This is a genomic window from Variovorax sp. RCC_210 (assembly GCF_041355175.1).
Lineage (GTDB): Bacteria > Pseudomonadota > Gammaproteobacteria > Burkholderiales > Burkholderiaceae_C > Variovorax.
The window spans coordinates 26,002-51,768 of the sequence record NZ_JBFUPJ010000017.1 but is presented as its reverse complement, the minus strand read 5'-3'; the positions used below and the strand labels follow the sequence as shown (position 1 = coordinate 51,768).

Here is a 25,767-nt window from a genome sequence, read left to right as displayed (position 1 = left end):
ATGCCGGCCGCCTCCACCCCACCGTCGAAGCCCACGCCCATCGCCAACGGACTGGTCTACGTGACCCCCGAGATGCCGGGCATCCAGCGCCTGAAGCACGGCGAGCGCTTTCGCTACCGGGACGCCAAGGGGCGCTGGCTGCGCGACGTGGACGAAATCTCGCGCATCCGCATGCTGGCCATTCCGCCGGCCTACACGCAGGTGTGGATCTGCCCGCTGCCCAACGGCCACCTGCAGGCCACCGGCATCGACGCGCGCGGGCGCAAGCAGTACCGCTACCACGCCGACTGGCGCTCGATGAAGGACGAGACCAAGTTCGACCGCCTCGAGGCCTTCGCCCTGGCGCTGCCCCGCATCCGCGCCCGCGTGGTGCGCGACCTGAAGCTGCCGCGCGGCCAGAAGACGCCCGGGCGTGACCGGGTGCTGGCGGCGCTGGTGCGCCTGCTGGACACCACGCTCATGCGCGTGGGCAACGAGGAGTACGCGAGCAGCAACGGCTCCTACGGCCTCACCACGCTGCGCAACCGCCATGCGGCGGTGCAGGGCCAGGCGCTGCGGCTGCGCTTCAAGGGCAAGAGCGGCGTGATGCACGAAGCCAGGCTGGACGACCCGCGCGTCGCCAAGGTGGTGCGCCAGTGCCAGCAGCTGCCGGGGCAGGCCCTGTTCCAGTACGCGGACGACGACGGCGAACCGCACAGCGTGTCGTCCACCGACGTGAACGACTACCTGGCCGAGGCCGCGCGCGGCGAGCGCTTCACCGCGAAAGACTTCCGCACCTGGCACGGCACGGTGCAGGCGCTGGAGCTCACGCGGCTGGCCTGCGAGCCGGGCCGCACCGCGGCCGACGGCAGCCGCTACACCGCCAAGGACATCCTGGCGGCGGTGGCCAAGCAGCTGGGCAACACGCCGGCGGTCTGCAAGAAGGCCTATGTGCACCCGGCCGTGCTGGCGCTGGGCAGCGCGCTGTCCGATGGCGACGAGGCCACGGGCGCGTTGTTCGAGAAGATCGGCGGCAGCAGCCAGGCGCGGCCTTCGCGCGGGCTGCATGCGGCCGAGCGGCGCATGCTGGCCTTCCTGAAGGCGCACCGCCAGGGTCAGGGGCGCGCGCGGCGCGCCGTGACGAAGGTTGCGAAGGTGACGAAGGTGACGAAGGGCGGCACGAGCAAGCCAGGCCCCCGAGGCACGGGGGCCGGGAAAGCTCAGTTGCCGGTGGCGAGCACCAGGCGCACGCTGCCGCCGTCCAGGGTCACGGCGTAGCCGAGGTCTTCGGCCAGGTTCTGCATCGCCACGGCGTCGATGGCCAGTGCGCGCGGCGCGCGGTGCGCGTCGAGCACCGCATGCGTGGTGCCGGGCTCGCGCGGCACGGCCTGCAGGCGCAGGGCGTTGGCGCCGTCGGCCTCGATGCGGATCGAACCGGCCTCGGCGGCGGAATCGTGCAGGTAGCCCAGGGCACCGAGGAACAGGTAGCGCAAGGCGGCGGCCGAAGGCCAGCGGTGCTCTTCCTGTTCTTCGCGCTCCTTGTGCTCCTTGCGCTGCTCGTCTTGCGGCTCCTGCGGCTCCAGCGCGGCGTCGGTGTCCAGCGACACGCCGTGCAGGTCGAAGGCGGAGCGCATCAGCATCACGCACTGCGCGACCAGCGCGCTGCGGGTGATGCCGTCGTCGGTGGTGGCCAGCTCCCAGTCGCGCAGCGAGCGGATGGCCTCGACCAGTTCGCCCACCTGGTTGTCGATGAGGGCCACGCGCTCTTCGCAGGCGGCGGGGTCGATGGTGGCGGCGGCCACCTGGCGCTTGAGCATCAGCAGCGCCATGCGAATCACCGACACCGGTGCCGCCATGTCGTGCCGGAGGGCGGGCAACGCCCGGGTGAGCAATTCGTGGCGCACGCCGGCGGCGATCCAGCTGCGCGCGCTGGGAGAAGACTTCATCGCGCGGCGGCCACGGGCGTCGGGTTGAGGGGCACGGTCACGGGGTACTTCCTGAAACGAGAGGGGAAATACGAGTATGGTGCCGCCCCCCGGCAAAGGCTGTAGGAGCGAGCCTACGAAGCCCCTGCGGCCCGGGCCGCGAAAACGGCGCCCTCAAGCGCGCTCGGGCTTGCCGAGGTAGACGCGCACGTCCTTCACCTCAACGCCGGCCGCGGCAATGGCCGAGCGCAGCTGCGCCTCGGTCACGCCCAGCGTCTGGGTCCAGTAGCGCACTTCGTGCAGTTCGTTCACGTTGATGCGGCGCGCATCCTGCGGCCCGCGTTTGCTCAGGTCATCGGCCATGGTGTTTTCCTTTTGTAGAAGGCACCACGATGCGGCGGGCCGCACCCGCGGGGTGGAGGACGCCGGCGCAGCCGCGTGCAGGAGAAGTCCGAGCGGTACCCCGCCCGCCGCGGGCACCCTCCCGCCCTTCTGCGTCCTTTCTCGAGCATCTGCATTTTCCGAAGGGAGGGTTTCGCAATCAGAGAACCACTGGCCCCGAGGGCGGGCTAGATTCGTCGCCATGAACAACGCCAACGACAAGAGCTACCCCGACATCCGCGATGCCGTGCGCGACCTGTGCGCGCAGTTTCCCGACGCCTACTTCCGCAAGGTCGACGAAGCGCGTGGCTACCCCGCCGAGTTCGTCGACGCGCTCACCAAGGCCGGCTGGATGGCCGCCTTGATTCCGCAAGAGTACGGCGGCTCGGGCCTGGGCCTGACCGAGGCCTCGGTGATCATGGAAGAAATCAACCGCTGCGGCGGCAACTCCGGCGCCTGCCACGGCCAGATGTACAACATGGGCACGCTGCTGCGCCACGGCAGCGAGGCGCAAAAGCGCGAGTACCTGCCCCGCATCGCCAGCGGCGAACTGCGCCTGCAATCGATGGGCGTCACCGAGCCCACCACCGGCACCGACACCACCAAGATCAAGACCACGGCCGTGAAGAAGGGCGACCGCTACGTCGTCAACGGGCAGAAGGTGTGGATCTCCCGCATCCAGCATTCGGACCTGATGATCCTGCTGGCGCGCACCACGCCGCTGGCGGACGTGAAGAAGAAGTCCGAAGGCATGTCAATCTTCATCGTCGACCTGCGCGAGGCCATCTGCAAGGGGCTCACGGTGCAGCCCATTCTCAACATGGTCAACCACGAGACCAACGAGCTGTTCTTCGAGAACCTCGAGATTCCGGCCGAGAACCTCATCGGCGAGGAAGGCCAGGGCTTCAGGTACATCCTGGACGGCCTGAACGCCGAGCGCACGCTGATCGCGGCCGAATGCATCGGCGACGGCTACTGGTTCATCGACCGCGTCACGGCCTACACCAAGGAGCGCGTGGTGTTCGGCCGGCCCATCGGCCAGAACCAGGGCGTGCAGTTTCCGATAGCCGAAGCGTTCATCGAGATCGAGGCGGCCAACCTCATGCGCTACGAGGCCTGCCGGCTGTTCGACGCGCGCCAGCCCTGCGGCGCGCAGGCCAACATGGCGAAGTACCTCGCGGCCAAGGCGAGCTGGGAGGCCGCCAATGCCTGCCTGCAGTTCCACGGCGGCTTCGGCTTTGCGTGCGAATACGACATCGAGCGCAAGTTCCGCGAGACGCGGCTGTACCAGGTGGCGCCGATTTCGACCAACCTCATCCTGAGCTACGTGGCCGAACACATGCTCGGCCTGCCCCGGTCGTTTTGATTCGCCCAGGTTTCGCGCACATCGTGTCGCTTCGCCAGCCCCCTGCCGGGGCCACACCCGAGGCCCGGCCAAGCCGGTTCCTCGGTGTTCCACGAAAAGGACCCTTCATGACTTCCCCTGCCACCGACCATCCCGGCAAGACGCTCGCGACCTTCGCCGCCGAACTGCAATTCGCCGACATTCCCGCCCCGGTGCTGCGCCGCACCGAAGACCTGATGCTCGACTGGCTGGGCTCGGTGCTCGCGGCGCGCACGGCGCGGCCCATCCGCAGCATCGAGCGCTTCGCGCAGGCGATGGGTCCGGCCGAGGGGCCGAGCGAAATACTCACCTCGCGCCGCACCAGCTCGCCGTTGTTCGCGGCCATGGTGAATGCCGCGGCCTCGCACTTCGTGGAGCAGGACGACGTGCACAACGGCTCGGTGTTCCACCCCGCCGCCGTGGTCATCGCGCCCGCGCTGGCCGTGGCGCAGAGCATCGGCGCCAGCGGCGCGCAACTGCTCGCGGCCGTGGTCGCGGGCTACGAGGTCGGCATTCGCGTGGGCGAGTTCCTGGGCCGCTCGCACTACAAGACCTTTCACACGACGGCAACGGCCGGCACGCTGGCTGCGGCCGCAGCGGTGGGCCGGCTGCTGGACCTCACGCCGCAGCAGATGCTGCATGCCTTCGGCTCGGCGGGCACGCAGTCGGCCGGCGTGTGGGAGTTCTTGCGCGACGCGGCCGACTCCAAGCAGCTGCACTGCGCGCACGCGGCCTCCAGCGGCCTGATGTCGGCCTACCTGGCGCAAGACGGCTTCACCGGCGCGGCGAAGATCCTCGAAGGCGCGCAGGGCCTGGGCGTGGGCATGTCGAGCGATGCCGACCCGGCGAAGCTCACCGACGGCCTGGGCACGCGCTGGACGCTGGCCGAAACATCGTTCAAGTACCACGCCTCGTGCCGCCACACGCACCCCGCCGCCGACGCGTTGCTGCAGGTGATGACGCAGCACAGGCTCGCGCCCGCCGACGTGTCGCGCGTGACCACGCACGTGCACCAGGGCGCCATCGACGTGCTGGGCCGCGTGACGGTGCCGACCACCGTGCACCAGGGCAAGTCCTCGATGGGCACGGTGCTGGGGCTGATCGCGGTGCACGGCCGCGCGGGCCTGGGCGAGTTCGACCGCGACTTCGTGTCGCCCGAGGTCTCGGCCTTCCGCGAGAAGGTGACGATGCAGCTCGACGACGAGGTCGACACCGCCTACCCCGCGCGCTGGATCGGCAAGGTGAGCGTGCAGACCGCCGACGGCCGCTCGCTGCACGGCCGCGTCGACGAGCCCAAGGGCGACCCGGGCAACAGCCTGAGCCGCGCCGAGATCGAAGACAAGATGCAGCGCCTTGCGCATTACGGCGAGGGCGCCACGGCCGAAGAGGCGAAAGCGCTGTGCGAACGGGTGTGGCAGCTGGAAGCCGCGCCGCGCGTGGGGCGCTGGCTGGGCTGAGTCCTGGACCTGGTCAGGCCAGATCAGGCGAAATCAGGCAAAGAGTCGCCCCTGCCCAGGCGAGCGCGCATCGAGCCCCGCGCTGCCCACCAGGTCCCAGAAGCCCGCGGGCGAGCTGGACACCACGGGCACGCCGAGCTGCGCTTCCACCTCGCGCACCGCGTCGAGCGTGACCAGTCCGCCGCAGGAAATCAGGATGCCGTCGGCGCCGGGTTGCGCGTCGAACACCTTCACGCACAGGTCCACCAGCACCTGCGTGGGCACCTCGCCCACGGCCCGCACATCGGAAATCGACAGGCCTTCGAGCGCGAGCGGTTCGAAGTCGCTCTGCTCCAGGTACTTGCGCAGGTGCACGTTGACCTCGTCGATGTACGCGGTGGCCACTGCCACGCGCCGCACGTTCAGGTGCCGCAGCGCACCGACGATGGCGTTGCTCATCGTGGTGCAGGGAAGACCGGTGGCGCGCGCCATCTCGACTTCGAGTTGCCGGTTGAATGCCGCCCCCCGAAAGAAGCTCAGCGAGGTGCCCATGAGCGAGACCGCACTCACGCCCTCTTGCTTGAGCGCGACCGCCTTCTCGACCACCGAGTCGATCACGTCGAGGTAACCGCGCGTGGAAATCTCTCCGAGACCCAGGCCTTTTGCCGTGAAGCGAATGCGCTCGCCGTAGAGCAGCGGGCCGTCTACCGGCACCGCGCCGGCTGCGGGGGGAACGATGAGGCCTAGAAGTGGCGTTGTCATTTCATTGGCTCCAGATTGGGTTGCTTTGCACGTGTGCTCTTTTTCGGGGCGGGTGAACCGCGGACGTCAATTCCCCTCGGCCACGATGTGCTGATCAGCAATGATCTTTTTCCACCGCGTGGTTTCAGCAGCCATGTCCTTGCCCAGCTGGGCCGGCGTGGCGTAGGCACGCAGCGTGCCCAGCGTGGCCGCGGCGGTGCCGGCGTCCGGCGTGTCGAGCACGGACTTCACCGCGGCCGACAGCTTGTCGACCACGTCGTTCGGCGTCCCCGCAGGCGCAAGCACGAAGATGCGCGGCGCCACGTCGAAACCAGGCAGCGCGTCGGCCAGCGGCGGCACGCCTTCCACGCCGTCGAGCTTGGCCGTGTTCATCAACGCCAGCGCGCGCAGCTTGCCCGCCTTGGCCTGCGCCATGCCGGCCGTGGCGCTCACCACGCCGATGGGAATCTGGCCCCCGATCACGTCGGGCACGATCTGCGCGGCGCCGCGGTACGGCACGTGCACCACCGTGCTGCCGGTGGCCTGCTTGAGCATTTCGAAACCCAGGTGCTGCACGGTGCCCACGCCCGAGGTGGCATACGAGTAGCGCGACGGATTGGCCTTGATTTCCTTGACCAGCTCGGCCGGCGTCTTCGCCGGAAAGTCGTTGCCCGTGACGATCATCAGCGGCGAGACGAAGGCGCCCGCCACCGGCTTGAAGCTGGTGAGCGGATCGATGCCGATCTTCGGTTGCAGCAGCTTGGCGATGAGCAAGGCGCTGTCGCCCATCATCAGCGTGTAGCCGTCGGCGGGGGCCTTGGCGACGAACTCGGCCGCGATGAGGCCGGTGGCGCCGGTGCGGTTCTCCACCAGCACCTGCTGGCCCAGCGCGGCCGACAGGCGCACGCCGAGCAGGCGCGCCACCGCGTCGACACCGCCGCCGGCCGAATAACCGACCACGAGGCGAATGGGTTTGTCGGGGTACTTCTGGGCCCACGCCGCCGGGGCGGCGAACGTGGCGAGCATGGCGGCGCCCGAGGCCAGGGCCAGTGCCATCGCCGTGCGCAGGGCCTGCCGGCGTGGCGGGCGGATTGCTTGTCTGTCTTTCATCATGTCTCCGTTGTGGTCGGGTTCGCCGGCCATCTGCGCGGCCTGGTCGTGAAGAAAAGTCGTTCGAGAAAAAGAGCTTGCCGCTCAGGCCTTGCCCTTGCCGTGCGAGGTCGGCAGCTTCGCCAGTTCGCGCACGCGTTCGGCATTGGGCACGAAGCCCAGGCCCGGCGTCTCGGGCAGCGTGAGCCAGCCCTGGTCGGGCACCGGCAGGCCGTCGAAGATCTGCTTGAGCATCTGCACCGCCACGTAGTGGTACTCGACCAGCCCGCCGTTCGACACGCCCGCATGCAGGTGCATGTTGTGGAAGGGCCAGGCGCCGCCGTTGTCGATAGGCACGTTGAAGGCCTGCGCCATGCCGGCGATCTTCAGGCACTGCGAATAGCCGCCCGAGATGGTCACGTTGGGCTGCAGCACGTCGGCCGCCTGGTTCACCAGCAGGTCGCGAAAGCGGAAGGCCAGTCCCTCGTTCTGGCCGCAGGCCAGCGGGATGCGGGTGCGCGCGCGCAGTTGGGCCATCTGGCGTACGTCGTTCTGCGTGAGCGGCTCCTCGAAGAAGGTGATGCCGTAGGGCTCGATGCGCTGCGCCAGCTCGGTGGCGTGGAACAGGTCCAGCCCGCAGTTGGCGTCCACGTACAGCTTCACGTCGGGGCCCACGGCCTCGCGCACGGCGGCCACGCGGCGCACGTCTTCGGCAATGACCTCGTCGAGCGGGCGCGGCTCGTCGCGGCGCGCCAGCGCGTGGTTGCCCACCGTCATCTTCAGGCGCTGGAAGCCTTGCGACACCCACAGCTTGGCGGCGGCGGCGAGCTGGTCGCGCTCGAAGAAGCCGAAGCCGAAGGTGGCGTACACCGGCACCTTGGCGCGTGCGCCGCCCAGCAGGCGCCACAGCGGCTGGCCGAGCGCCTTGGCCTTCAGGTCCCACAGGGCGATGTCGAGCGCGGCGATGGTGTGGCTCGCGTAGCCGGTCTGCCCGCGCGGCGACAGCAGCCAGTAGAGCTTGTCCCACAGGCGCTCGGTGGCCATCGGGTCTTCGCCGATGAGCGCGGGGCCGGCCACCTCGCGCACGGCGGCGGCAATGATTTCTTCCTCGGTGATGGCCGTCATGCCATGGCCCACGAGGCCGGTGTCGGTCTCGATCTCGGTCAGGCACAGCGACAGCGAGGTCTGCTTGTTCAGGCCGACCACGTCGACGGTCACGGGAATGTTCAGCGGCGTGGCGCTGACGCGAACGATCTTCAAGGTTGTCTCCTTTGGTTTGCACGCATCTTTGCGCGCGGGCCGCGGGAGAACAATTCGTTTTTGGCGACTTCGAGCCTTCGCGCGGCGCGAAGGCTCGCGGCTCAGGGGGTTCAGGGGGTTCAGGGCCCCAGGAGCTCAATCAGGCCGGCCGAGGTGCTCCAGGACCGAGCGCGCGGCCACGGTCAGCTCCTGCTGCCGGCGCACGCACAGCAGGTGGCGGCGCATCGCCCAGGGGGCGTCCAGCTTCAGGCAGCGCAGCTTCATGTTCTGCAGCTGCGGCAGGATGGCGGCATAGGGCAGCACGCCGATGCCGATGCCCTGCTCCACCATGCGGCACACCATGTCGAAGCTGCCCACCTGCATGCGCACCTTCAGCGGCACCTGCGCCTCCAGCGCGGCGGCCAGCAGCACGCGGTGCAGCGCCGTGCCTTCGCGCACCACGATGTGGTCGTACACCAGCACCTCGGCCACGCCGATGCGCTTGCGCCGCGCCAGCGGATGGTCGCGCGCGATGACCACGGCCAGCTCGTCGGTGCGGTACGGCAGGCACTCCAGCCCGTCGGCCGGGGTGTGGCCCTCGATCACGCCGATGTCGGCCAGCCCCGCCTGCACGGCCTTCACCACCTCGGTGCTGGCGCGCTCCTGCAGGTCGATCTTCAGCACCGGGTGCAGCCGCAAGAAGGAGCCGATCTGCGCGGGCAGGAACTGCGCGATGGCCGAGGCATTGGCCGTGATGCTCACCACGCCGGCCACGCCGTTCTGGAAGTCGTCCAGCTCGGCGCCCAGCCGGTCCATGGCCGAGAGCACCGAGCGCGCGTGCAGCAGCAGGCCGTGCCCCGCCGATGTGAGCGTGACGCCGCGCGCATGGCGCACCAGCAGCGGCAGCCGCGCGCGGGCCTCGAGGTCGGAAATGCGCTTGCTGGCGGCGGCCAGCGCGATGTGGCAGCGCTTGGCGCCTTCGCTGATGCTGCCGTGGTCGGCCACGGTGACGAACAGGCGCAGCGACTTCAGGTCGGCGGACATGGCGCGGGTGCCTTCAGGGTGCGACGAGGTGGTCGAACAGCTCGCGCGCGGAGGCCGGCAGCTGCTCGCGGTTGCGCGCGATGAGCTTGAGCTCGCGCTCGGCCCAGGCGTCGCTGAGCGCCACGGTGGCGATGCGCATGGCCATCGACAGCCGCTGCGCCGAAGACGCCGGCAGCACGCCGACACCCACGCCCGCTTCGATCATCAGGCAGATGGCCTCGAAGCTGCTGACCTGGATGCGCGGGTTGAAACCGCGGCCCGCCAGCTCGGCGCGGCGCTGCAGAAAGCGGTGGATGGCGCTGCCGTGGTGCAGGCCCACGTGCTGCTCGTCGAGCGTGTCGGCGAAGGCCACCGAAGCCGCGCCGGCCAGGTGATGCGCCACGGGCACCACCAGCACCAGCTGGTTGCTGCCGAAGGCGCGCGCGTCGAAGTCGCCGGTGTGCACGTCGCCGGCCAGGATGCCGATGTCGGCCTCGCCGTCGGCCACGGCGCGCACGATTTCCTCGCTCAGGTATTCGCGCAGGTCCACCTGCACCGCCGGGTGCTGCGTGAGAAAGCCGGCGAGCTTCTGGGGCAGGTATTCGGTGATGGAGGTGGTGTTGGCGAACACCCGCACATGGCCCTTGATGCCCTTGCCGAAGTCCTGCATGTCGCAGCGCAGGTGCTCCATCTGCTGCATCACGCGCTTGGCGTGGTACAGCACGGCCTGCCCCGCGGCCGTGAGGCTCACGCCCTGGGCGCTGCGGTGCAGCAGCTTGCCGCCCACGGCTTCTTCCATCTGCTTGATGCGGGTGGAGGCGGCCGCCAGGGAAATGCAGGCCTTCTCGGCGCCGCGCGTGAGGCTGCGCGCCTCCGCCACGTAGACGAACAGTTTCAGGTCGAACAGGTCGAAATGCAGGTTCACCGGAGGGGCCACAGGAAAGCGGGAGGAACGCGGATTGTCCGGTGCATCGAGCCGCACATACAGCCGCATACACAGCCGTGCATGCAGGCGCGCATCACCCGGCTGAACGCGCTGCGCACGCCCCGGCCTACTGCCGCGCGGTGCGGATGTTCGCCGGCAGCGCCTGCGGCCAGCTGGTGCGGAAGGGGTTGATGTCCAGCCCGCCGCGGCGCGTGTAGCGCGCGTACACCGCGAGCTTGACCGGCTTGCAGCGGTTCCAGATGTCCGTGAACATGCGCTCGGCGCAGGGCTCGTGGAACTCGTTGTGGTTGCGAAAGCTCACGATGTACGCGAGCAGCCCGGCCTGGTCGATGGGCGGGCCGCTGTAGCGGATCTGCACGCTGCCCCAGTCGGGCTGGCCGGTGACCAGGCAGTTGCTCTTCAGCAGCCGGCTGGTCAGGGTTTCGTTCACGTGCACCTGCGTGGTGTCGCTGCTGAGCAGCTCGGGGGCGGGCTGGTAGTGGGTGCACTCGATGTCCAGGCGGTCGAGGTCGAGCCCGTCGAGCTCGTGCACCGGCTCGCGGTCGAACAGGTCGGGCGCCAGCAGCGTCACACCGATGCCGCCCGAGCGGTCGCTGCCGCGCCAGGCGGCCTCGGCCAGGTCGGTGCGCAGGTGCTCGCGCACTTCGTCGACGCTGGCGAAGGTGCTGTTGTTGAAGCTGTTGAGGTAGAGCTTGAAGCTCTTGCTCTCGATGATGTTGGGCGTCTCGCACGGGATGGTGAAGTGCGCGATGGCCAGCTGCGGCTTGCCGCGGGCGTTGAGCCAGCTGACCTCGAAGGCGGTCCACAGGTCGGCGCCGAAGAAGGGCAAGGCGTCGGGCTTGATGCCCATGGCCTCGCGCTGCGTGGCGCGCGCGATGGGGAACAGCAGCGTGGGGTCGTAGCGGTCGGCGTAGGCGGAAGCGCGGCCGAGCTGCGATTGCTCGGGGGTGTTGGTGTTGTGGGGGTTGTCGTGGCTCATGGGGCTGTGTCCTTGGCGAACGCGGTGTCCGCGGGGTGCGCGGTGTGCGCCGTGTCCGCGGTGTCCGCGGCGTGGGCGAACGGGGCGATGTGGTTGGCGAGGATGGTGCACACCTCGGGTGGCAGGTCGTGGCCCATGCCGGGAACGGCGACGAACCTGGCGCCCGGAATGCGCTTCGCCGTGTCCTGGCCGCAGGCGATGGGCACCAGCGCATCGGCGTCGCCGTGCAGCACCAGCGTAGGCACGTGGATGCGCGGCAGCACCTGCGGGCGCTCGGCGTCGGCGCCAATGGCGAGCATCTGGCGCATCAGGCCGGCCGGATGGTACGAGCGGCGCAGGCCGAAGGTGAGGCGCTCGGCCAGCGCTTCGTCGGTCTGCGGATAGGCCGGGCTCTGGATGAGCCGCAGCAGCCGGATGCTGTGCGCCACCAGATCGCTCTCGCTGCGCCCGCGCGGCCGGCGCATGAGCATGGCGGCCACTTCTCGACGCGGGCCGGGCAGGCCGCGCGCGCCGCTGGAACTCATGATGCTCACGAGGCTGGCCGTGCGCTGCGGCGCGGTGGCGGCCAGGCGCTGGGCGATCATGCCGCCCATCGACGCGCCCACGATGTGGGCTTTTTCGATGCCCAGCGCGTCGAGCACGCCGATGGAGTCGAGCGTCATGTCCTGCAGCGTGTAGGCCGAGTGCACCTTCAGCCCGAGGCGGTGGCGAATGGTTTGCCACACCACGTTGCCGGTGCCCGCATGGTCGAAGCCCTGGCTCAGGCCGATGTCGCGGTTGTCGTGGCGCACCACGCGAAAGCCCGCGTCCACCAGCTGCTGCACGAAGGCGGTGGGCCAGGCCACCAGCTGCATGCCCAGGCCCATGATGAGCAGGATGACGGGGCGGCCCTCGCCCCCGGTGTCGTCGACTTCGATCTGCAGTCCGTTGGCGGTGACTTTCATCCGGTCCTTGGGTCCTTGGTGTGAGGGGTCTACTTGAACTCGCGCTCGCGCAGCCACTTGGTGGCGACCCACTTCTCGCCCGCCAGCACCGGCGCGCCGCCGTGCAGCGTGCGGGTGACGGGGTCGGGCCGGTCGTAGCTGAAGAACACGCCGGTGCCGCGCACGGGCGCCACCTCGAGCCCCACGTCGGGGAAGGTGGTGGCACCGCCGCCCTCGGGCTCCTGCAGGTACATGACGAGCGTGGCCACGCGCTGGCCGCCGCGCTTCAGGATGGTGGGCGTGCCGCTCTCGCCGGGGTCGAAGTAGTCGTAGTGCGGGCGGTACTGTGCGCCGGGGGCATAGCGCAATATCTGCAGGCCCTCGCCGAACTCCAGCGGCCAGCGCAGCAGCGTGGCGAGGCGCTGCTCCAGGCGCGCGACGGTCTCGTTCTCGCCGCGCTCGAAGAACATGCCGTCGCTGGTGCGATCGACGTTGAGCACCTCGCCGCCGGTACGCGTTTCGACGGTGAGCGAGCGCGCCAGGCGCACGCGCGCGGCGGCGATCAGGCTGTCGCACTCCTCGTCGGACAGCAGGTTGCCGAACACCACCACGCGCGGGTGGCGCATGGTCTGCAGCACCTGCACGCGGCGGTCGCCGGCGTCGATGTACAGCGGCGCGCCGTCCAGGTCGGGCCCGGGCATTTCAGTGCGCGCGGGCGCCAGCGCCACCTCGACGTTGGGGAAACCGGCTTCGAGCTGCGCCAGCGCCACGTCGGCGGCAGCGTCGTGCCAGCCGGCCGCGCGCATCGAAGCGCGCAACGCTGGCACCGAGTGCCCGGCCGCGAGCTGGGCCACCAGCCATTCGCGCAGCTCCGGGCTGATCGGTTGGGACATCAGACTTTCCTCCTGAACACCAGCCTTTCGGCCGTGGATACCTCTGCGGCGAAACCATAACCTTCGAGGTCGAACTTTTCCAGTGCCTTGGGCGTGGCGGCCTTGTGCTGCACGGCCCAGCGGGCCAGCAGGCCGCGGGCGCGCTTGGCGAAGAAGCTCACGATCTTGTACTTGTCGCCCTTCCATTCCTCGAACACGCATTCGACCACGCGGGCCTTGAGCACCTTCCGGTCGACCGACTTGAAGTATTCCTGCGAAGCGACGTTCACCACCACCGGCGTGCGGTCGGCCGCCAGGCGCTCGTTCAGGTGCTCGGCAATGCGCGAGCCCCAGAAGGCGTACAGGTCCTTGCCGTGGCGGTTGGCCAGCTGGGTGCCCATTTCGAGGCGGTAGGGCTGCAGCAGGTCGAGCGGGCGCAGCAGGCCGTACAGCCCGCTCAGGATGCCGATGTGGTCCTGCGCCCAGGCCACTTGCGCCGGGGTGAGCGTGCGGGCGTCGAGGCCTCCGTACACATCGCCGTCGAAGGCGAAGGCGGCCTGGCGCGCGTTCTTCAGGGTGCTCTTGCTGGCCCAGGCCTCGTAGCGGGCCACGTTCAGCGCGGAGAGCTTGTCCGACAGGTGCATGAGCTCGGAGACCTGCTGGGGCGACTTCTCGCGCAGCAGCTTGATCAGCTCGACCGAGGGGCCGCGGGCGGATTCGAAATGGGGTTGGGTGGCGGGGATTTCGGAGGGGACCGGGGTGTCGTAGTCGAGCGACTTTGCAGGGGAGAGCAGGAAGAGCATCCCGGAATTATGAGTGGCTGCCGTGACGCGGAACGGCGCCGGTAAAATCCCCGGCAATCCCACCCTGTCACCAACGGCACCCGAGGGTGCCGTTTTGCATTCCCCATGAGCGAACCCATCACCCCCCCTGCCCAACCCGGCCTCGACAGCCTGTCGAAATCCTTCGAACCCGCCGCCATCGAGGCGCACTGGGGCCCGGAATGGGAAAAGCGCGGCTACGCCAAGGCGGGCTTCCGCGGCACGCAGCAACCCAAGGAAGGTGCCGACGCGTTCGCCATCCAGCTGCCGCCCCCCAACGTGACGGGCACGCTGCACATGGGCCATGCGTTCAACCAGACGATCATGGACAGCCTCACGCGCTACCACCGCATGAAGGGCGACAACACCGTGTGGGTGCCGGGCACCGACCACGCGGGCATCGCCACGCAGATCGTGGTGGAGCGCCAACTGCAGGAGCAGAAGGTCAGCCGCCACGACCTGGGCCGCAAGAACTTCGTGGCGCGCGTGTGGGAATGGAAGGAAAAGTCGGGCAACACCATCACCGAGCAGATGCGCCGCATGGGCGACACGGTCGACTGGAGCCGCGAATACTTCACCATGGACGACGACCTCTCGAAGGTGGTGACCCACACCTTCGTGAAGCTGTACGAAGAAGGCCTGATCTACCGCGGCAAGCGCCTGGGCAACTGGGACCCGGTGCTGAAGACCTCGGTGAGCGACCTCGAGGTGGAAAGCGAAGAGGAAGAAGGCTCGCTCTGGCACATCGCCTACCCGCTGGAAGACGGCAGCGGCACGCTGACCGTGGCCACCACCCGCCCCGAGACCATGCTGGGCGACACCGCCGTCATGGTGCACCCGGAAGACGACCGCTACAAGCACCTGATCGGCCAGCGCGTGAAGCTGCCGCTGGTGGACCGCCTGATTCCGATCATTGCCGACGACTACGTCGACAAGGCCTTCGGCACGGGCGTGGTCAAGGTCACGCCGGCGCACGACTACAACGACTATGCCGTCGGCCAGCGCCACAAGCTGGAGGTGATCGGCATCCTCACGCTGGACGCGACCATCAACGACAACGCGCCCGAGAAGTACCGCGGGCTGGACCGCTTCGTGGCGCGCAAGGCCATCGTGGCCGACCTGGACGCGCTGGGCCTGCTGGTCGAGGTGAAGAAGCACAAGCTGATGGTGCCGCGCTGCGCGCGCTCGGGCGCCATCGTGGAGCCGATGCTCACCGACCAGTGGTACGTGGCCATGACGCGCCCCGGCGCCGACGGCCAGTCGATCGCGCAGAAGGCCATCGACGTGGTGAAGTCGGGCGAGGTGCGCTTCGTGCCCGAGAACTGGGTCAACACCTACAACCACTGGATGGAGAACATCCAGGACTGGACCATCTCGCGCCAGCTCTGGTGGGGCCACCAGATTCCGGCCTGGTACGACGAGGACGGCAACGTGTACGTGGCCGAGAACGAGGCCGACGCGCAAGCCAAGGCACCGGGCAAGACGCTGGTGCGCGACGAGGACGTGCTCGACACCTGGTACTCGTCGGCCCTGGTGCCCTTCTCTTCGCTGGGCTGGCCCGGGAAGACGCAGGACCTCGAGCTGTACCTGCCCTCCACCGTGCTGGTGACGGGCTACGACATCATCTTCTTCTGGGTCGCCCGGATGATCATGATGACCAAGCACTTCATCGGCAAGGTGCCGTTCAAGCACGTGTACATCCACGGCCTGGTGCGCGACGCGCAGGGCAAGAAGATGAGCAAATCCGAGGGCAACGTGCTCGACCCGGTGGACCTGATCGACGGCATCCAGCTGCCCGCGCTGCTCGACAAGCGCACGCAGGGCCTGCGCAAGCCCGAGACCGCACCCGCGGTGCGCAAGAACACGCAGAAGGAATTCCCGGAGGGCATTCCGGCCTTCGGCGCCGATGCGCTGCGCTTCACCTTCGCCTCGCTGGCTTCGCTGGGCCGCAGCATCAACTTCGACTCGAAGCGCTGCGAGGGCTACCGCAACTTCTGCAACAAGCTCTGGAACGCCACGCGCTTCGTGCTGATGAACTGCGAGGGCCAGGACTGCGGCCTGCTGGAACACACCAAGGAAGACTGCAAGGTCGGCGGCCCGGCCCACGGCTACCTGAAGTTCAGCCGCGCCGACTACTGGATCGTGTCGCAGCTGCAGCGCGTGGAAGCCGAGGTAGCCAAGGGCTTCGAGGAATACCGCCTGGACAACGTGGCCAACGCCATCTACCAGTTCGCCTGGGACGAGTTCTGCGACTGGTACCTGGAAATTGCCAAGGTGCAGATCCAGACCGGCGACGACTCGCAAAAGCGCGCCACGCGCCGCACGCTCATCCGCACGCTGGAAACGCTGCTGCGCCTGGCGCACCCGGTGATTCCGTTCATCACCGAAGAGCTGTGGCAGAAGGTGTCGACGGTCGCGGGGCGCGAGGGCGCGTCGATCATGGTGGCGGCGTATCCGAAGAGCCAGCCCGAGAAGATCGACGAAGCCGCCGAGGCGCACGTCGCACGGCTGAAGGGCCTGGTCGACGCCTGCCGCACGCTGCGCGGCGAGATGAACGTGTCGCCCGCCATGCGCCTGCCGCTGTACGCGGTGGCCGACGATGCCGAGGGCGCGGCTTTCCTGCGCGAATCGGCGCCGGTGCTGCAGGCGCTGGGCAAGCTCAAGGAAGTGAAGGTCTTCGACGACGAGGCCTCCTGGCAGGCCGCGGCCGAGGCGGCACCCGTGGCGGTGGTGGGCGCGGTGCGCCTGTGCCTGCACATGGAAATCGACAAGGCCGCGGAGAAGCTGCGCATCGGCAAGGAAATTGCGCGCATCGAAGGCGAGATTGCCAAGGTGCACGGCAAGCTGGGCAACGAGGCCTTCGTGGCCAAGGCGCCTTCCGCGGTGATCGACCAGGAGCGCAAGCGCCTGGCCGACTTCAGCGCCACGCTGGAGCGCCTGCGCGACCAGCTTGTGCGCCTCGGCTGACAGACGTGTGAAATCGGGGGCGTTTAGGATGCTGGTTCAGCAATTGCTTGCTGTTCCAGCGCGCCCGGCGCACTTACTTACCTTCTTCCAACAAAACTGAAGCAGAACCTGCCCATGTCCACACCATCGACACGTATCCGCAAGGCTGTATTTCCCGTGGCGGGCTTTGGCACCCGCTTTCTGCCCGCCACCAAGGCACAGCCCAAGGAAATGCTGCCGGTGGTGGACAAGCCGCTGATCCAGTACGCCGTGGAAGAGGCCTATGCCGCGGGCATCCGCGACATGATCTTCGTCACGGGCCGCAACAAGCGCGCCATCGAAGACCACTACGACACCGCCTACGAGCTCGAAAGCCAGCTCGAGGCCAGCGGCAAGACCGCCCTGCTGAACATCGCGCGCTCGGTGATGCCCGACGACATGACCTGCTCGTACGTGCGCCAGCCGCGCATGCTGGGCCTGGGCCATGCCGTGCTGTGCGCCGAGCACCTGGTGGGCAACGAGCCCTTCGCCGTGCTGCTGGCGGACGACCTGATGGTCGGCCCCGTCGGCGGCCAGCCGGTGCTGGCGCAAATGACCGCCACCTTCGACCGCCTGGGCAGCTCGCTGCTGGCGGTGCAGGAAGTGCCGCTGGAACACGTGAAGCGCTACGGCATCGTGGCCGGCGACGCCATCGAGGATGGCCTGGTCAAGGTCAGCCACATGGTGGAAAAGCCCAAGCCCGAAGACGCACCGTCGCGCCTGGGCGTGGCCGGCCGCTACATCCTCACGCCGGGCGTGTTCGCCGAGATTCGCAATCAGCCCAAGGGCGCGGGCGGCGAGATCCAGCTGACCGACGGCATCGCTGCGCTGATGAAGAAGGAATCGGTCTACGCCTATTCGTACAAGGGCATCCGCTACGACTGCGGCAGCAAGGAAGGCTTCCTGCAGGCGTCCGTGGAGCTGGCGCTGGCGCACCCCGAGGTGGGCGCGGAGTTTCGCGAGTACCTCAAGAGCCTGAAGCTGTAAGCGTGCGCGTCAGCGCGCGGTTGCGCTGAACATGCTTGTGAAAAGGGCCGCTGATGCGGCCCTTTTGCTTTTGTTCTGCCGGATCAGCGGCGCTTCAGGACGTGGATGAAGTCGCTCCCCACCGTCTCCTGCTCCACCAGCTCGTTGCCCGTCTGGCGCGCGAAGGCCTGGAAGTCGCGGATCGATCCGGGGTCGGTGGACACCACCTTGAGCAGCTGGCCGCTCGCCATGTCGTTGAGCGATTTCTTCGCCTTGAGGATGGGCAGCGGGCAGTTCAGGCCGCGCGTGTCGAGTTCGCGGTCGACTTCAGCTGGCATTGCCTGGCTCCGGCGGCAGGTTCAGGCCGCGGCGACGCTCTTCGTTTTCCGCGGCGGTGAAGAACACCGGCTCATGCCCGCGCGTGCGCAGCCAGTCGGCGAGCGCGTAGCCGGTGCCGGCGGGCCAGCACTTCAGGTCCGGCAGGTCGTACAGGCGGTAGTCGACCAGCTCGGGCGAGAGCTTGACCTCGCCGTCGGCCACCACGTGGTACGCGATGATGATCTGGTTCATGCGCTGGAAGTCGTAGGCCCCCACCAGCTTGGTGGCGCTGACGTCGAGGTTGGTTTCTTCCTTCACCTCGCGCGCGATGCCTTCCTCGGGCGTTTCGCCGGCTTCCATGAAGCCGGTGATCAACGCGAACATCTTGCCCGGCCATGCCGCATTGCGCGCCAGCAGCACCTGGCCGCGGTACTCGACGATGGCGGCGAGCACGGGCGTGGGGTTGTTCCAGTGCGTGTGGCCACAGTTGGGGCAGCGCAGCCGCTCCTTAGGGCCGCCGTCTTCCATCAACGCGATCCACTCGAGCGGCGTGGCGCAGACCTGGCAGAACTTGGGATGGGGCATGGAAGTCTCTTTTCTTTTTATGGCCGCGCCTGCTGGCGAGCGAGCGGGCGGATGGCGGGTTGAGAAGTACTGCGGGGTCCTGGCGCTTTGGGTCAGGCGGGGAACACGCCGGTGGAGAGGTAGCGGTCGCCGCGGTCGCAGACCACGAACACGATGGTCGCGTTCTCGACCGTCTTCGACACCTCGAGCGCGGCCCACAGGGCGCCGGCTGCCGAAATGCCGCCGAAGATGCCCTCTTCACGCGCCAGGCGCCGGCACATTTCCTCGGCGTCGTCCTGGGTCACGCTGATTTCCTGATCGACGCGGCTCGGATCGAAGATCTTGGGCATGTACTCGGCCGGCCACTTGCGGATGCCCGGAATGCGGGAGCCCTCGGCCGGCTGCGCGCCGATGATGCGCACCGCGGGGTTCTTCTCTTTCAGGAAGCGCGACACGCCGGTGATGGTGCCGGTGGTGCCCATCGCGCTCACGAAGTGCGTGACCTTGCCCTTGGTGTCGGCCCAGATCTCGGGGCCGGTGGTCTCGTAGTGGATGCGCGGGTTGTCGGGGTTGGCGAACTGGTCGAGCACGCGGCCCTTGCCCTGGCCGACCATCTGCTCGGCCAGGTCGCGGGCGTATTCCATGCCGCCGCTCTTGGGCGTGAGCACGAGCTCGGCGCCAAAGGCCTTCATGGTCTGGGCGCGCTCCACGGAGAGGTCCTCCGGCATGATGAGCACCATGCGATAACCCTTGATGGCCGCGGCCATGGCCAGGGCAATGCCGGTGTTGCCGGAGGTGGCTTCGATCAGCGTGTCGCCGGGCTTGATCTCGCCGCGCTCTTCGGCGCGCTTGATCATCGAGAGGGCCGGCCGGTCTTTGACCGAACCTGCGGGGTTGTTGCCTTCGAGCTTGCCGAGAATCACGTTGCCGCGCTTGGCGTTTTCTGCCGCATGGATGCGTTGCAGTGCGACCAGGGGGGTCTTGCCGATGGCATCTTCGATCGTCGGATAATTCATGGCAGCCACTGTGCCATAATTTTGGGCTTGCTTCAGAACCCTGCCCGGGTGGTGAAATTGGTAGACGCAGGGGACTCAAAATCCCCCACCGAAAGGTGTGCCGGTTCGATTCCGGCCCCGGGCACCACACTTTGACGGCCTGATCTGCATTGACCCTCAGGTCAGGCCGCTTCCTGCAAACCGGTGTGCACCGTTGGATAAGCCAACCGCACCCGCAACTCGCGCTTCAGTCGCGTGTTGTCCAGCAGGCGCGACTCCCCCATGAAACTCAGCAGCTGCACCGGCAATTGCCGCTCGGCCTCGCCGCGCGCGACGCGTGGCGGGCGCGGCATGCCGTACAGGTCGGCGGCCAGGTCGATGTAGTCGCCCATGCGCAGCTCGGTGTCGTCCGACGCATGCACGATGCGCTGTGGCTTGCCCCGGAACAGCGCCGCCACGCAGGCGCGCGCCAGGTCGTCGGCGTGGATGTGGTTGGTGTACACGTCGTCTTCGCGCCTCAGCACGGGCGTGCCGCGCTCCAGGCGGGCGCGGGGCGTGCCGTTCTCGCGGTCGGGCGCGTAGATGCCCGGAATGCGCAGGATGCTGGCGCGCACGCCGGCGCTGCGGCCCAGCCATCGCATGGCGCGCTCGGCGTCCACGCGGCGATGGGCGCGCGGGGTGTCGGGGCGCACGGCGCGGGTTTCGCTCACGTGGGCGCCTTCGCAGTTGCCATACACGCCGCTGGTCGAGCCATAGACGATGGTCGAAGGCACCGAGCGCAACCGAAGCGCGCGCGCCAGCGCCGTGGTGCGCTGGTCGCGCCACCAGGCGGCGCCGCCGTCGCGCGCGGGCGGGGCCAGGTGCAGCACCCGGGTGGCGATGCCCGCGAGCCGGCGCAGGGTGGCCGCGTCGTCCAGGTTGCCAAGCAGCGGGCGGATGCCGGCCGCGCGCAGGCCGCCCACGCGGTCGGCCGAGGACGTGAGCGCGACGAGTTGCATCCGGCCTCTGAGGTCGCGCGCCACGCGCTGGCCGACATCGCCGCAACCGACGATCAGGAGGCGCTCGCGCCGGAACCGCGCCGGCAGGGCGCCGGAGGGGCTATTGATTGAAGGCAAAATCTTGGTTCCTGTCCGAATTCAGTTGCTCCCGAGCCTGCCCGCAAGCCGGGAGATATTTACCCCCCGAAGAATACCGATGACTGCTACCGCGCCGCACGAGGCGGGCTTTTCCATCACCGTCGAACCCAGCGGGCGCCACTTCGTGGTCCACGGCGACGAAACCATCCTGGCGGCCGGCATCCGCCAGGGCATCGGCCTCCCCTACGGCTGCAAGGATGGCGCCTGCGGCTCCTGCAAGTGCCGCAAGCTCTCCGGCGAGGTCACGCTCGGCCCGCACCAGAGCAAGGCCCTGAGCGCCGAGGAACAGCTCGCCGGTTTTGTGCTGACCTGCTGCGCCCACGCCACGAGCGACGTGGTGCTCGAGTCGCGCCAGGTCACCGAGGCCGGCGCCATGCCGATCCGCAAGATGCCGGTGCGCGTGCAAGGCCTCACGCGGCTGTCGCACGACGTGATGATGGTGCGACTGCAGCTGCCGGCCGGCGAGCCGCTGCAGTTCCATGCGGGCCAGTACGTGGAGTTCATCCTGCGCGACGGCGCCCGCCGCAGCTACTCGATGGCCAACGCGCCGCACACACTGGGCGAGCCCGGCACGGGCATCGAGCTGCACCTGCGGCACCTGCCCGGCGGCAAGTTCACCGACCATGTGTTCGGCACGATGAAAGAGAAGGAAATCCTGCGCATCGAAGGCCCCTTCGGCAGCTTCTTCCTGCGCGAGGACTCCGACAAGCCGATGGTGCTGCTGGCCTCCGGCACGGGCTTCGCGCCGATCAAGGCGTTGCTGGAGCACATGAAGCACAAGGCCATCGAGCGGCCCGTCACGCTCTACTGGGGCGGCCGCCGCCCCGAAGACCTGTACATGGACGCATGGCTGCGCGAGCAGATGGCGCAGATGCCCCACCTGCGCTACGTGCCCGTCGTGTCCAACGCCACGCCCGACGACAACTGGACCGGGCGCACCGGCTTCGTCCACCAGGCCGTGCTGCAAGACTTTGCCGACCTCTCGGGCCACCAGGTGTATGCCTGCGGCGCGCCCATCGTGGTCGACTCGGCCAAGCGCGACTACGTGGCGCTGGCCGGCCTGCCCGAAGAAGAGTTCTTCGCCGACGCGTTCACCACGGAGGCCGACAAGGCCCTGCCCTGACGCTCCTGATTCCCTTGATTCCCTTGATTCCCCTGGCTCCCCTGATTTCCCTGAGAAAAACCCGCAAAACAATGAAGACGAGACACTTCCTCCTCACGCTGCTCGCCAGCGCCACCGCCCTGATGGGCACCGGCCAGGCCATGGCCCAGCAACAGCGCCCCATTCGCCTCGTAGTTCCGTACGCGGCCGGCGGGCCCATCGACAACACGGCGCGCATCCTGGCCGAACGCGTGAAGGACACGCTGGGCCCGGTCATCATCGACAACAAGCCAGGCGCGGGCGGCAACATCGGTGCCGACATCGTGGCCAAGGCGCCGGCCGACGGTCTCACCATCGGCATTGCGGCCACGGCTACCAACGCGGTGAACCCCTGGCTCTACAACAAGATCCCGTTCAACGCCGCGACCGACTTCGCGCCCATCACGCAGATGGTCCGCGTACCCAACGTGCTGGTGATGAACGCCGACACCGCCAAGCGCCTGAACATCAACACCGTGGCCGACCTGATCCGCTACGCCAAGGCCAACCCCGCCAAGCTCAACTACGGCAGCGGCGGCAACGGCAGCGCCGGGCACCTGGCGGGCGAGCTGTTCAAGAAGGAAGCGGGCATCTTCGCGCTGCACATTCCGTACAACGGCGGCAGCCCGGCGCAGCTGGCGCTGATTTCTGGGCAGGTCGACTTCAACTTCGACAACCTCGCCACCGCCGCGCCCAACATCCGCTCGGGCAAGCTCAAGGCCATTGCGGTGACCACGCTGCAGCGCAGCAGCTCGCTGCCCGAGGTGCCGCCCATCGCGGACACGCTCAAGGGCTTTTCCATCGACACGTGGTGGGGGCTGGTCGCGCCGGCCGGCACGCCGCACGACGTGGTCGTGAAACTGAACCAGGCCTTCGTGGCGGCATTGAACGCGCCGGAAACCAAGACCCGCTTCGCCGGCCTGCTGGCCGAGCCGGTGGCCAGCTCGCCGGAGCAGTTCGGCGCGTTCATGAAGAGCGAGCTGTCGAAGTACGAAGCGGTCGTGAAGGCGACCGGCGCAAAGGTCGACTGACCTCCAGCGTGTCATGCACCTGGCCGCCCGTTCGGGCGGTAATACCAGCGGCCCGGCAATGCCGGTTCCGCGGTATTGCTGAGTGAGACTTCGACGACCCTATTCGCCGAGGTACGCGGCCCGCACGCGCGGGTCGCTCAACAGCGCCTTGGCTTCACCATTCATCGTGATGAGCCCCGACTCCATGACATAGCCCCGGTCGGCCAGTTGCAGCGCGCGGTTGGCGTTCTGCTCCACCAGCAGGATGGTCACGCCCTGCGAGGCCACGGTCTGCACCACCTCGAAGATCTTGTCGCACATGATGGGCGACAGGCCCATGGTGGGTTCGTCCAGCAGCAGCACCTTGGGGCGCGCCATCAACGCGCGGCCCATGGCCAGCATCTGCTGCTCGCCGCCCGACATCGTGCCCGCCAGCTGGTCCTTGCGCTCGCGCAGGCGCGGGAAGGTGACGAACACACGCTCCATGTCGCTGGCGATCTCGGCCTTGTCCTTGCGGATGTAGGCGCCGATCTGCAGGTTCTCGGTGATGGTCATGCGCGTGAACACGCCACGGCCTTCCGGCACCATCACCAGGCCTTCGCCCACCAGGTCCCAGGCGCCGCGGCCCTTGATGCTGCGGCCCAGGAACTCGATGTGGCCCGCGCCCGCGGGCAGCGTGCCGGTGATGGCCTTCATGGTGGTGGTCTTGCCGGCGCCGTTGGAGCCGATGAGCGAGACCAACTCGCCCTCGCGCACCTCGAAGTCCACGCCCTTCACGGCCTGGATGCCGCCGTAGCCCACCTTCAGGCCGCTGACCTTCAGCAGCGTCTTGCCGGCCGCCTTGGCTTGCGCGGCATTCGACACGGTTTCTTGTTCGCTCATGGTTGCTGCGCTCATTTCAGTGGCCTCCGGTGCCGAGGTAGGCCTCGATCACCTTCTCGTTCTTCTGCACGTCCACCGGGGTTCCCTCGGCAATCTGCTTGCCGTAGTCCAGCACGGTCACGCGGTCGCACAGGCCCATGATGAGCTTGACGTCGTGTTCGATGATCAGGATGGTGCGGTTGTCCCGCCGGATGCGGTCGATGAGTTCGCGCAGCGCCACCTTCTCGGTGGAGTTCATGCCGGCGGCCGGTTCGTCCAGCGCGATGAGCTGCGGGTCGGTGGCCAGGGCACGCGCGATTTCGAGGCGGCGCTGGTCGCCGTAGCTCAGCGTGCGCGCCTTGTAGTCGGCGAACTTGCCGATGCCCACGTAGTCAAGCAGTTCGTGCGCGCGGTCGGCAATGGCTTTTTCTTCGGCCTTGAAGCTGCGGGTGCGCAGCATGGCGCCGAACACGCCCGAATTCGTGCGGATGTGGCGCCCGACCATCACGTTCTCCAGCGCCGTCATTTCGGCGAACAGGCGAATGTTCTGGAAGGTGCGCGCGATGCCGGCCTTGGCCACTTCGTGCACGGCCGTCGGCTGGTAAGGCTTGCCCGCGAGTTCGAAGCTGCCGCTGTCGGGCGTGTACAGCCCGGTGATCACGTTGAAGAACGTGGTCTTGCCCGCGCCGTTGGGGCCGATCAGGCCGTAGACCTGGCCGCGCTTGATGGTGATGCCCACGTCCGAGAGCGCCTGCAAGCCGCCGAAGCGCTTGGAGATGCCGCGAACGTCGAGGATGGTGTCGGTGTTTGTCGTCATGTCTGTGTCTCCTCGGCTCACGGATTGATCGACATGGGACGCTCGGCACCGCCGGGCAACTGGTCGGCGGGCGTATCGATGCCCGGCGCATGCGTCTGCAACGAACCCGGGGCCACGGCCGCGTGGGCCGCGTCGACGGGCACGCCGCCCTTCTTGGTGAGCGTCTTGCCGTGCTCGGGCGACGGCCACAGGCCGCGCGGGCGCACCAGCATGATGACGATCATGGCCAGCGCGATGAACAGCTGGCGCAGGATGGAAGCGTCGAGGCGGCCGCCGGTGAGCGACTGCAGCGGACCGGCCACGTAGCGCAGCACCTCGGGCAACGCCGCCAGCAGCACGGCGCCGAGGATGACGCCGGGCAGGTGGCCGATGCCGCCGAGCACGACCATCGCGACGATCATCACCGACTCCATCAGGCTGAAGGACTCGGGCGACACGAAGCCCTGGAAGGCCGCGAACATCGCGCCCGACACGCCACCGAAGCTCGCGCCCATCCCGAAGGCCAGCAGCTTCATGTTGCGGGTGTTGATGCCCATGGCCTTGGCGGCGATCTCGTCTTCGCGGATGGCCATCCAGGCGCGACCGATGCGCGAGACCTGCAGCCGGTGCGAGATGATCACCGTGGCAATCACCAGCGCCAGGAACAGGTAGTAGTACAGCGACACCGAGGAGATGGTGAAGCCGTCGAACTTCCACGCCTTGCCCAGGTCGAGGCCCCAGAACTTGATGGAATCGATGGCCGTGATGCCCTTCGGCCCGTTGGTGATGTTCACCGGCTGGTCGAGGTTGTTCAGGAACACGCGGATGATTTCACCGAAGCCCAGCGTCACGATGGCGAGGTAGTCGCCCCGCAGCTTCAGCGTGGGCGCGCCCAGCAGCACGCCCAGGCAACCCGCGACCACGAGCGCGAGCGGAATCACGATCAGCAGCGAGGTGTGCATCCCGTTCGGGAACATGGCCTTGAACCACGGGAAGGTCTCGGTCAGGTGCGAGGAGCCCATCAGCGCGAAGAGGTACGCCCCCACCGCGAAGAAGGCCACGTAGCCTAGGTCGAGCAGGCCGGCATAGCCGACCACGATGTTCAGGCCCAGTGCCAGCAGCACGTAGAGCAGTGCGATGTCGGCGATGCGCACCCATGCGTTGCCCTGCATCTGCAGCAGCAGGGGCAGCGCGAGCACGGCGATGATGCCGACGATGTAGAGCGCGAGGTTCTTGCTGTTCTTCATGGTTGCTGCT

At 68.2% G+C, this 25,767-nt stretch carries 25 protein-coding genes and 1 tRNA gene; 8 read left to right on the top strand and 18 right to left on the bottom strand.

Translation table 11 applies throughout. The features are described 5' to 3' along the window. Nucleotides 1–1,257, top strand: a complete 1,257-nt coding sequence (locus AB6807_RS33200) for a DNA topoisomerase IB (protein ID WP_371087898.1) — start codon at nucleotides 1–3, stop codon at nucleotides 1,255–1,257. On the opposite strand, the gene AB6807_RS33195 is transcribed toward AB6807_RS33200, so the two are convergent. Next, nucleotides 1,200–1,925: a hypothetical protein gene (locus AB6807_RS33195; protein WP_371087897.1), complete on the bottom strand. Its 726-nt coding sequence runs from the start codon at nucleotides 1,923–1,925 to the stop codon at nucleotides 1,200–1,202. The genes AB6807_RS33200 and AB6807_RS33195 overlap by 58 nt on opposite strands. A 153-nt stretch (nucleotides 1,926–2,078) precedes the next feature. After that, nucleotides 2,079–2,267, bottom strand: coding sequence for a DUF3606 domain-containing protein (locus AB6807_RS33190; RefSeq protein WP_116908371.1), 189 nt, complete (start codon nucleotides 2,265–2,267; stop codon nucleotides 2,079–2,081). A gap of 220 nt (nucleotides 2,268–2,487) precedes the next feature. Here AB6807_RS33190 and AB6807_RS33185 point away from each other — a divergent pair, with 220 nt between their 5' ends. Together AB6807_RS33185 and AB6807_RS33180 are read left to right on the top strand one after the other, a co-directional pair. Continuing rightward, complete coding sequence (locus tag AB6807_RS33185) at nucleotides 2,488–3,651, top strand: acyl-CoA dehydrogenase family protein (protein ID WP_371087896.1); 1,164 nt, start codon at nucleotides 2,488–2,490, stop codon at nucleotides 3,649–3,651. Between the two features lie 107 nt (nucleotides 3,652–3,758). Further along, entirely contained in the window at nucleotides 3,759–5,126 is a 1,368-nt protein-coding gene (locus tag AB6807_RS33180) for an MmgE/PrpD family protein (RefSeq protein WP_371087895.1), read from the top strand. Between the two features lie 33 nt (nucleotides 5,127–5,159). Here the strand turns inward: AB6807_RS33180 and AB6807_RS33175 are convergent, their stop codons facing one another. The 9 genes from AB6807_RS33175 to yaaA all read right to left on the bottom strand — a co-directional run bounded on the left by AB6807_RS33175 (nucleotide 5,160) and on the right by yaaA (nucleotide 13,720). Next, complete coding sequence (locus AB6807_RS33175; protein WP_371087894.1) at nucleotides 5,160–5,867, bottom strand: arylmalonate decarboxylase; 708 nt, start codon at nucleotides 5,865–5,867, stop codon at nucleotides 5,160–5,162. A 66-nt stretch (nucleotides 5,868–5,933) separates the two neighbouring features. Continuing rightward, on the bottom strand, nucleotides 5,934–6,956 hold the full coding sequence (locus AB6807_RS33170; RefSeq protein ID WP_371087893.1) for a Bug family tripartite tricarboxylate transporter substrate binding protein: 1,023 nt from the start codon (nucleotides 6,954–6,956) through the stop codon (nucleotides 5,934–5,936). A gap of 84 nt (nucleotides 6,957–7,040) precedes the next feature. Further along, entirely contained in the window at nucleotides 7,041–8,195 is a 1,155-nt protein-coding gene (locus AB6807_RS33165; protein WP_371087892.1) for a mandelate racemase/muconate lactonizing enzyme family protein, read from the bottom strand. Between the two features lie 135 nt (nucleotides 8,196–8,330). Then, nucleotides 8,331–9,218 (bottom strand): LysR family transcriptional regulator, encoded by an 888-nt coding sequence (locus AB6807_RS33160; protein ID WP_371087891.1) that lies wholly within the window; start codon nucleotides 9,216–9,218, stop codon nucleotides 8,331–8,333. A gap of 13 nt (nucleotides 9,219–9,231) precedes the next feature. Beyond that, nucleotides 9,232–10,122, bottom strand: coding sequence for a LysR substrate-binding domain-containing protein (locus AB6807_RS33155; protein WP_116908377.1), 891 nt, complete (start codon nucleotides 10,120–10,122; stop codon nucleotides 9,232–9,234). Nucleotides 10,123–10,249: 127 nt separating this feature from the next. Then, nucleotides 10,250–11,122: an NADPH-dependent 7-cyano-7-deazaguanine reductase QueF gene (gene queF / locus AB6807_RS33150; RefSeq protein WP_371087890.1), complete on the bottom strand. Its 873-nt coding sequence runs from the start codon at nucleotides 11,120–11,122 to the stop codon at nucleotides 10,250–10,252. Continuing rightward, nucleotides 11,119–12,066 carry an alpha/beta fold hydrolase gene (locus tag AB6807_RS33145; RefSeq protein WP_371087889.1) on the bottom strand — a complete coding sequence of 316 codons (948 nt, stop codon included), beginning with the start codon at nucleotides 12,064–12,066 and terminating at the stop codon, nucleotides 11,119–11,121. The genes queF and AB6807_RS33145 overlap by 4 nt, the downstream gene beginning before the upstream one ends. 29 nt (nucleotides 12,067–12,095) lie before the next feature. Next, a complete protein-coding gene (locus tag AB6807_RS33140) occupies nucleotides 12,096–12,938 on the bottom strand; it encodes a 2OG-Fe(II) oxygenase (RefSeq protein ID WP_116908380.1) in 843 nt (280 codons plus the stop codon). Further along, entirely contained in the window at nucleotides 12,938–13,720 is a 783-nt protein-coding gene (gene yaaA / locus AB6807_RS33135) for a peroxide stress protein YaaA (protein WP_371087888.1), read from the bottom strand. The genes AB6807_RS33140 and yaaA overlap by 1 nt, the downstream gene beginning before the upstream one ends. Nucleotides 13,721–13,825: 105 nt before the next feature. Here yaaA and AB6807_RS33130 point away from each other — a divergent pair, with 105 nt between their 5' ends. Next, nucleotides 13,826–16,705: a valine--tRNA ligase gene (locus AB6807_RS33130; protein ID WP_371087887.1), complete on the top strand. Its 2,880-nt coding sequence runs from the start codon at nucleotides 13,826–13,828 to the stop codon at nucleotides 16,703–16,705. Between the two features lie 114 nt (nucleotides 16,706–16,819). Further along, on the top strand, nucleotides 16,820–17,710 hold the full coding sequence (gene galU, locus AB6807_RS33125) for a UTP--glucose-1-phosphate uridylyltransferase GalU (protein ID WP_116908383.1): 891 nt from the start codon (nucleotides 16,820–16,822) through the stop codon (nucleotides 17,708–17,710). An 83-nt stretch (nucleotides 17,711–17,793) separates the two neighbouring features. Here galU and AB6807_RS33120 read toward each other — a convergent pair whose 3' ends face one another. The 3 genes from AB6807_RS33120 to cysM all read right to left on the bottom strand — a co-directional run bounded on the left by AB6807_RS33120 (nucleotide 17,794) and on the right by cysM (nucleotide 19,587). Next, a complete protein-coding gene (locus tag AB6807_RS33120) occupies nucleotides 17,794–18,027 on the bottom strand; it encodes a sulfurtransferase TusA family protein (RefSeq protein ID WP_371087886.1) in 234 nt (77 codons plus the stop codon). Continuing rightward, nucleotides 18,017–18,592: an NUDIX domain-containing protein gene (locus tag AB6807_RS33115; protein WP_116908385.1), complete on the bottom strand. Its 576-nt coding sequence runs from the start codon at nucleotides 18,590–18,592 to the stop codon at nucleotides 18,017–18,019. The genes AB6807_RS33120 and AB6807_RS33115 overlap by 11 nt, the downstream gene beginning before the upstream one ends. Nucleotides 18,593–18,684: 92 nt before the next feature. After that, complete coding sequence (gene cysM / locus AB6807_RS33110) at nucleotides 18,685–19,587, bottom strand: cysteine synthase CysM (protein ID WP_116908386.1); 903 nt, start codon at nucleotides 19,585–19,587, stop codon at nucleotides 18,685–18,687. Nucleotides 19,588–19,629: 42 nt separating this feature from the next. Here cysM and AB6807_RS33105 point away from each other — a divergent pair. Further along, nucleotides 19,630–19,714 (top strand) — tRNA-Leu (locus AB6807_RS33105). Nucleotides 19,715–19,748: 34 nt separating this feature from the next. Here AB6807_RS33105 and AB6807_RS33100 read toward each other — a convergent pair. Beyond that, a complete protein-coding gene (locus tag AB6807_RS33100; protein ID WP_371087885.1) occupies nucleotides 19,749–20,681 on the bottom strand; it encodes an NAD-dependent epimerase/dehydratase family protein in 933 nt (310 codons plus the stop codon). 79 nt (nucleotides 20,682–20,760) lie between these two features. Here AB6807_RS33100 and AB6807_RS33095 point away from each other — a divergent pair, with 79 nt between their 5' ends. Together AB6807_RS33095 and AB6807_RS33090 are read left to right on the top strand one after the other, a co-directional pair. Next, complete coding sequence (locus AB6807_RS33095) at nucleotides 20,761–21,825, top strand: CDP-6-deoxy-delta-3,4-glucoseen reductase (RefSeq protein ID WP_371087884.1); 1,065 nt, start codon at nucleotides 20,761–20,763, stop codon at nucleotides 21,823–21,825. A 71-nt stretch (nucleotides 21,826–21,896) separates the two neighbouring features. Continuing rightward, nucleotides 21,897–22,874: a Bug family tripartite tricarboxylate transporter substrate binding protein gene (locus AB6807_RS33090; RefSeq protein WP_371087883.1), complete on the top strand. Its 978-nt coding sequence runs from the start codon at nucleotides 21,897–21,899 to the stop codon at nucleotides 22,872–22,874. A gap of 99 nt (nucleotides 22,875–22,973) precedes the next feature. Here the strand turns inward: AB6807_RS33090 and AB6807_RS33085 are convergent, their stop codons facing one another. Genes AB6807_RS33085 through AB6807_RS33075 form a run of 3 tightly spaced genes read right to left on the bottom strand, consistent with a single transcriptional unit; the run spans nucleotide 22,974 to nucleotide 25,757 of the window. Beyond that, complete coding sequence (locus AB6807_RS33085; protein ID WP_116908571.1) at nucleotides 22,974–23,735, bottom strand: ABC transporter ATP-binding protein; 762 nt, start codon at nucleotides 23,733–23,735, stop codon at nucleotides 22,974–22,976. Between the two features lie 16 nt (nucleotides 23,736–23,751). After that, on the bottom strand, nucleotides 23,752–24,531 hold the full coding sequence (locus AB6807_RS33080; protein ID WP_116908389.1) for an ABC transporter ATP-binding protein: 780 nt from the start codon (nucleotides 24,529–24,531) through the stop codon (nucleotides 23,752–23,754). Nucleotides 24,532–24,548: 17 nt separating this feature from the next. Next, nucleotides 24,549–25,757, bottom strand: coding sequence for a branched-chain amino acid ABC transporter permease (locus AB6807_RS33075; RefSeq protein ID WP_371087882.1), 1,209 nt, complete (start codon nucleotides 25,755–25,757; stop codon nucleotides 24,549–24,551). Nucleotides 25,758–25,767: the final 10 nt, after the last annotated feature.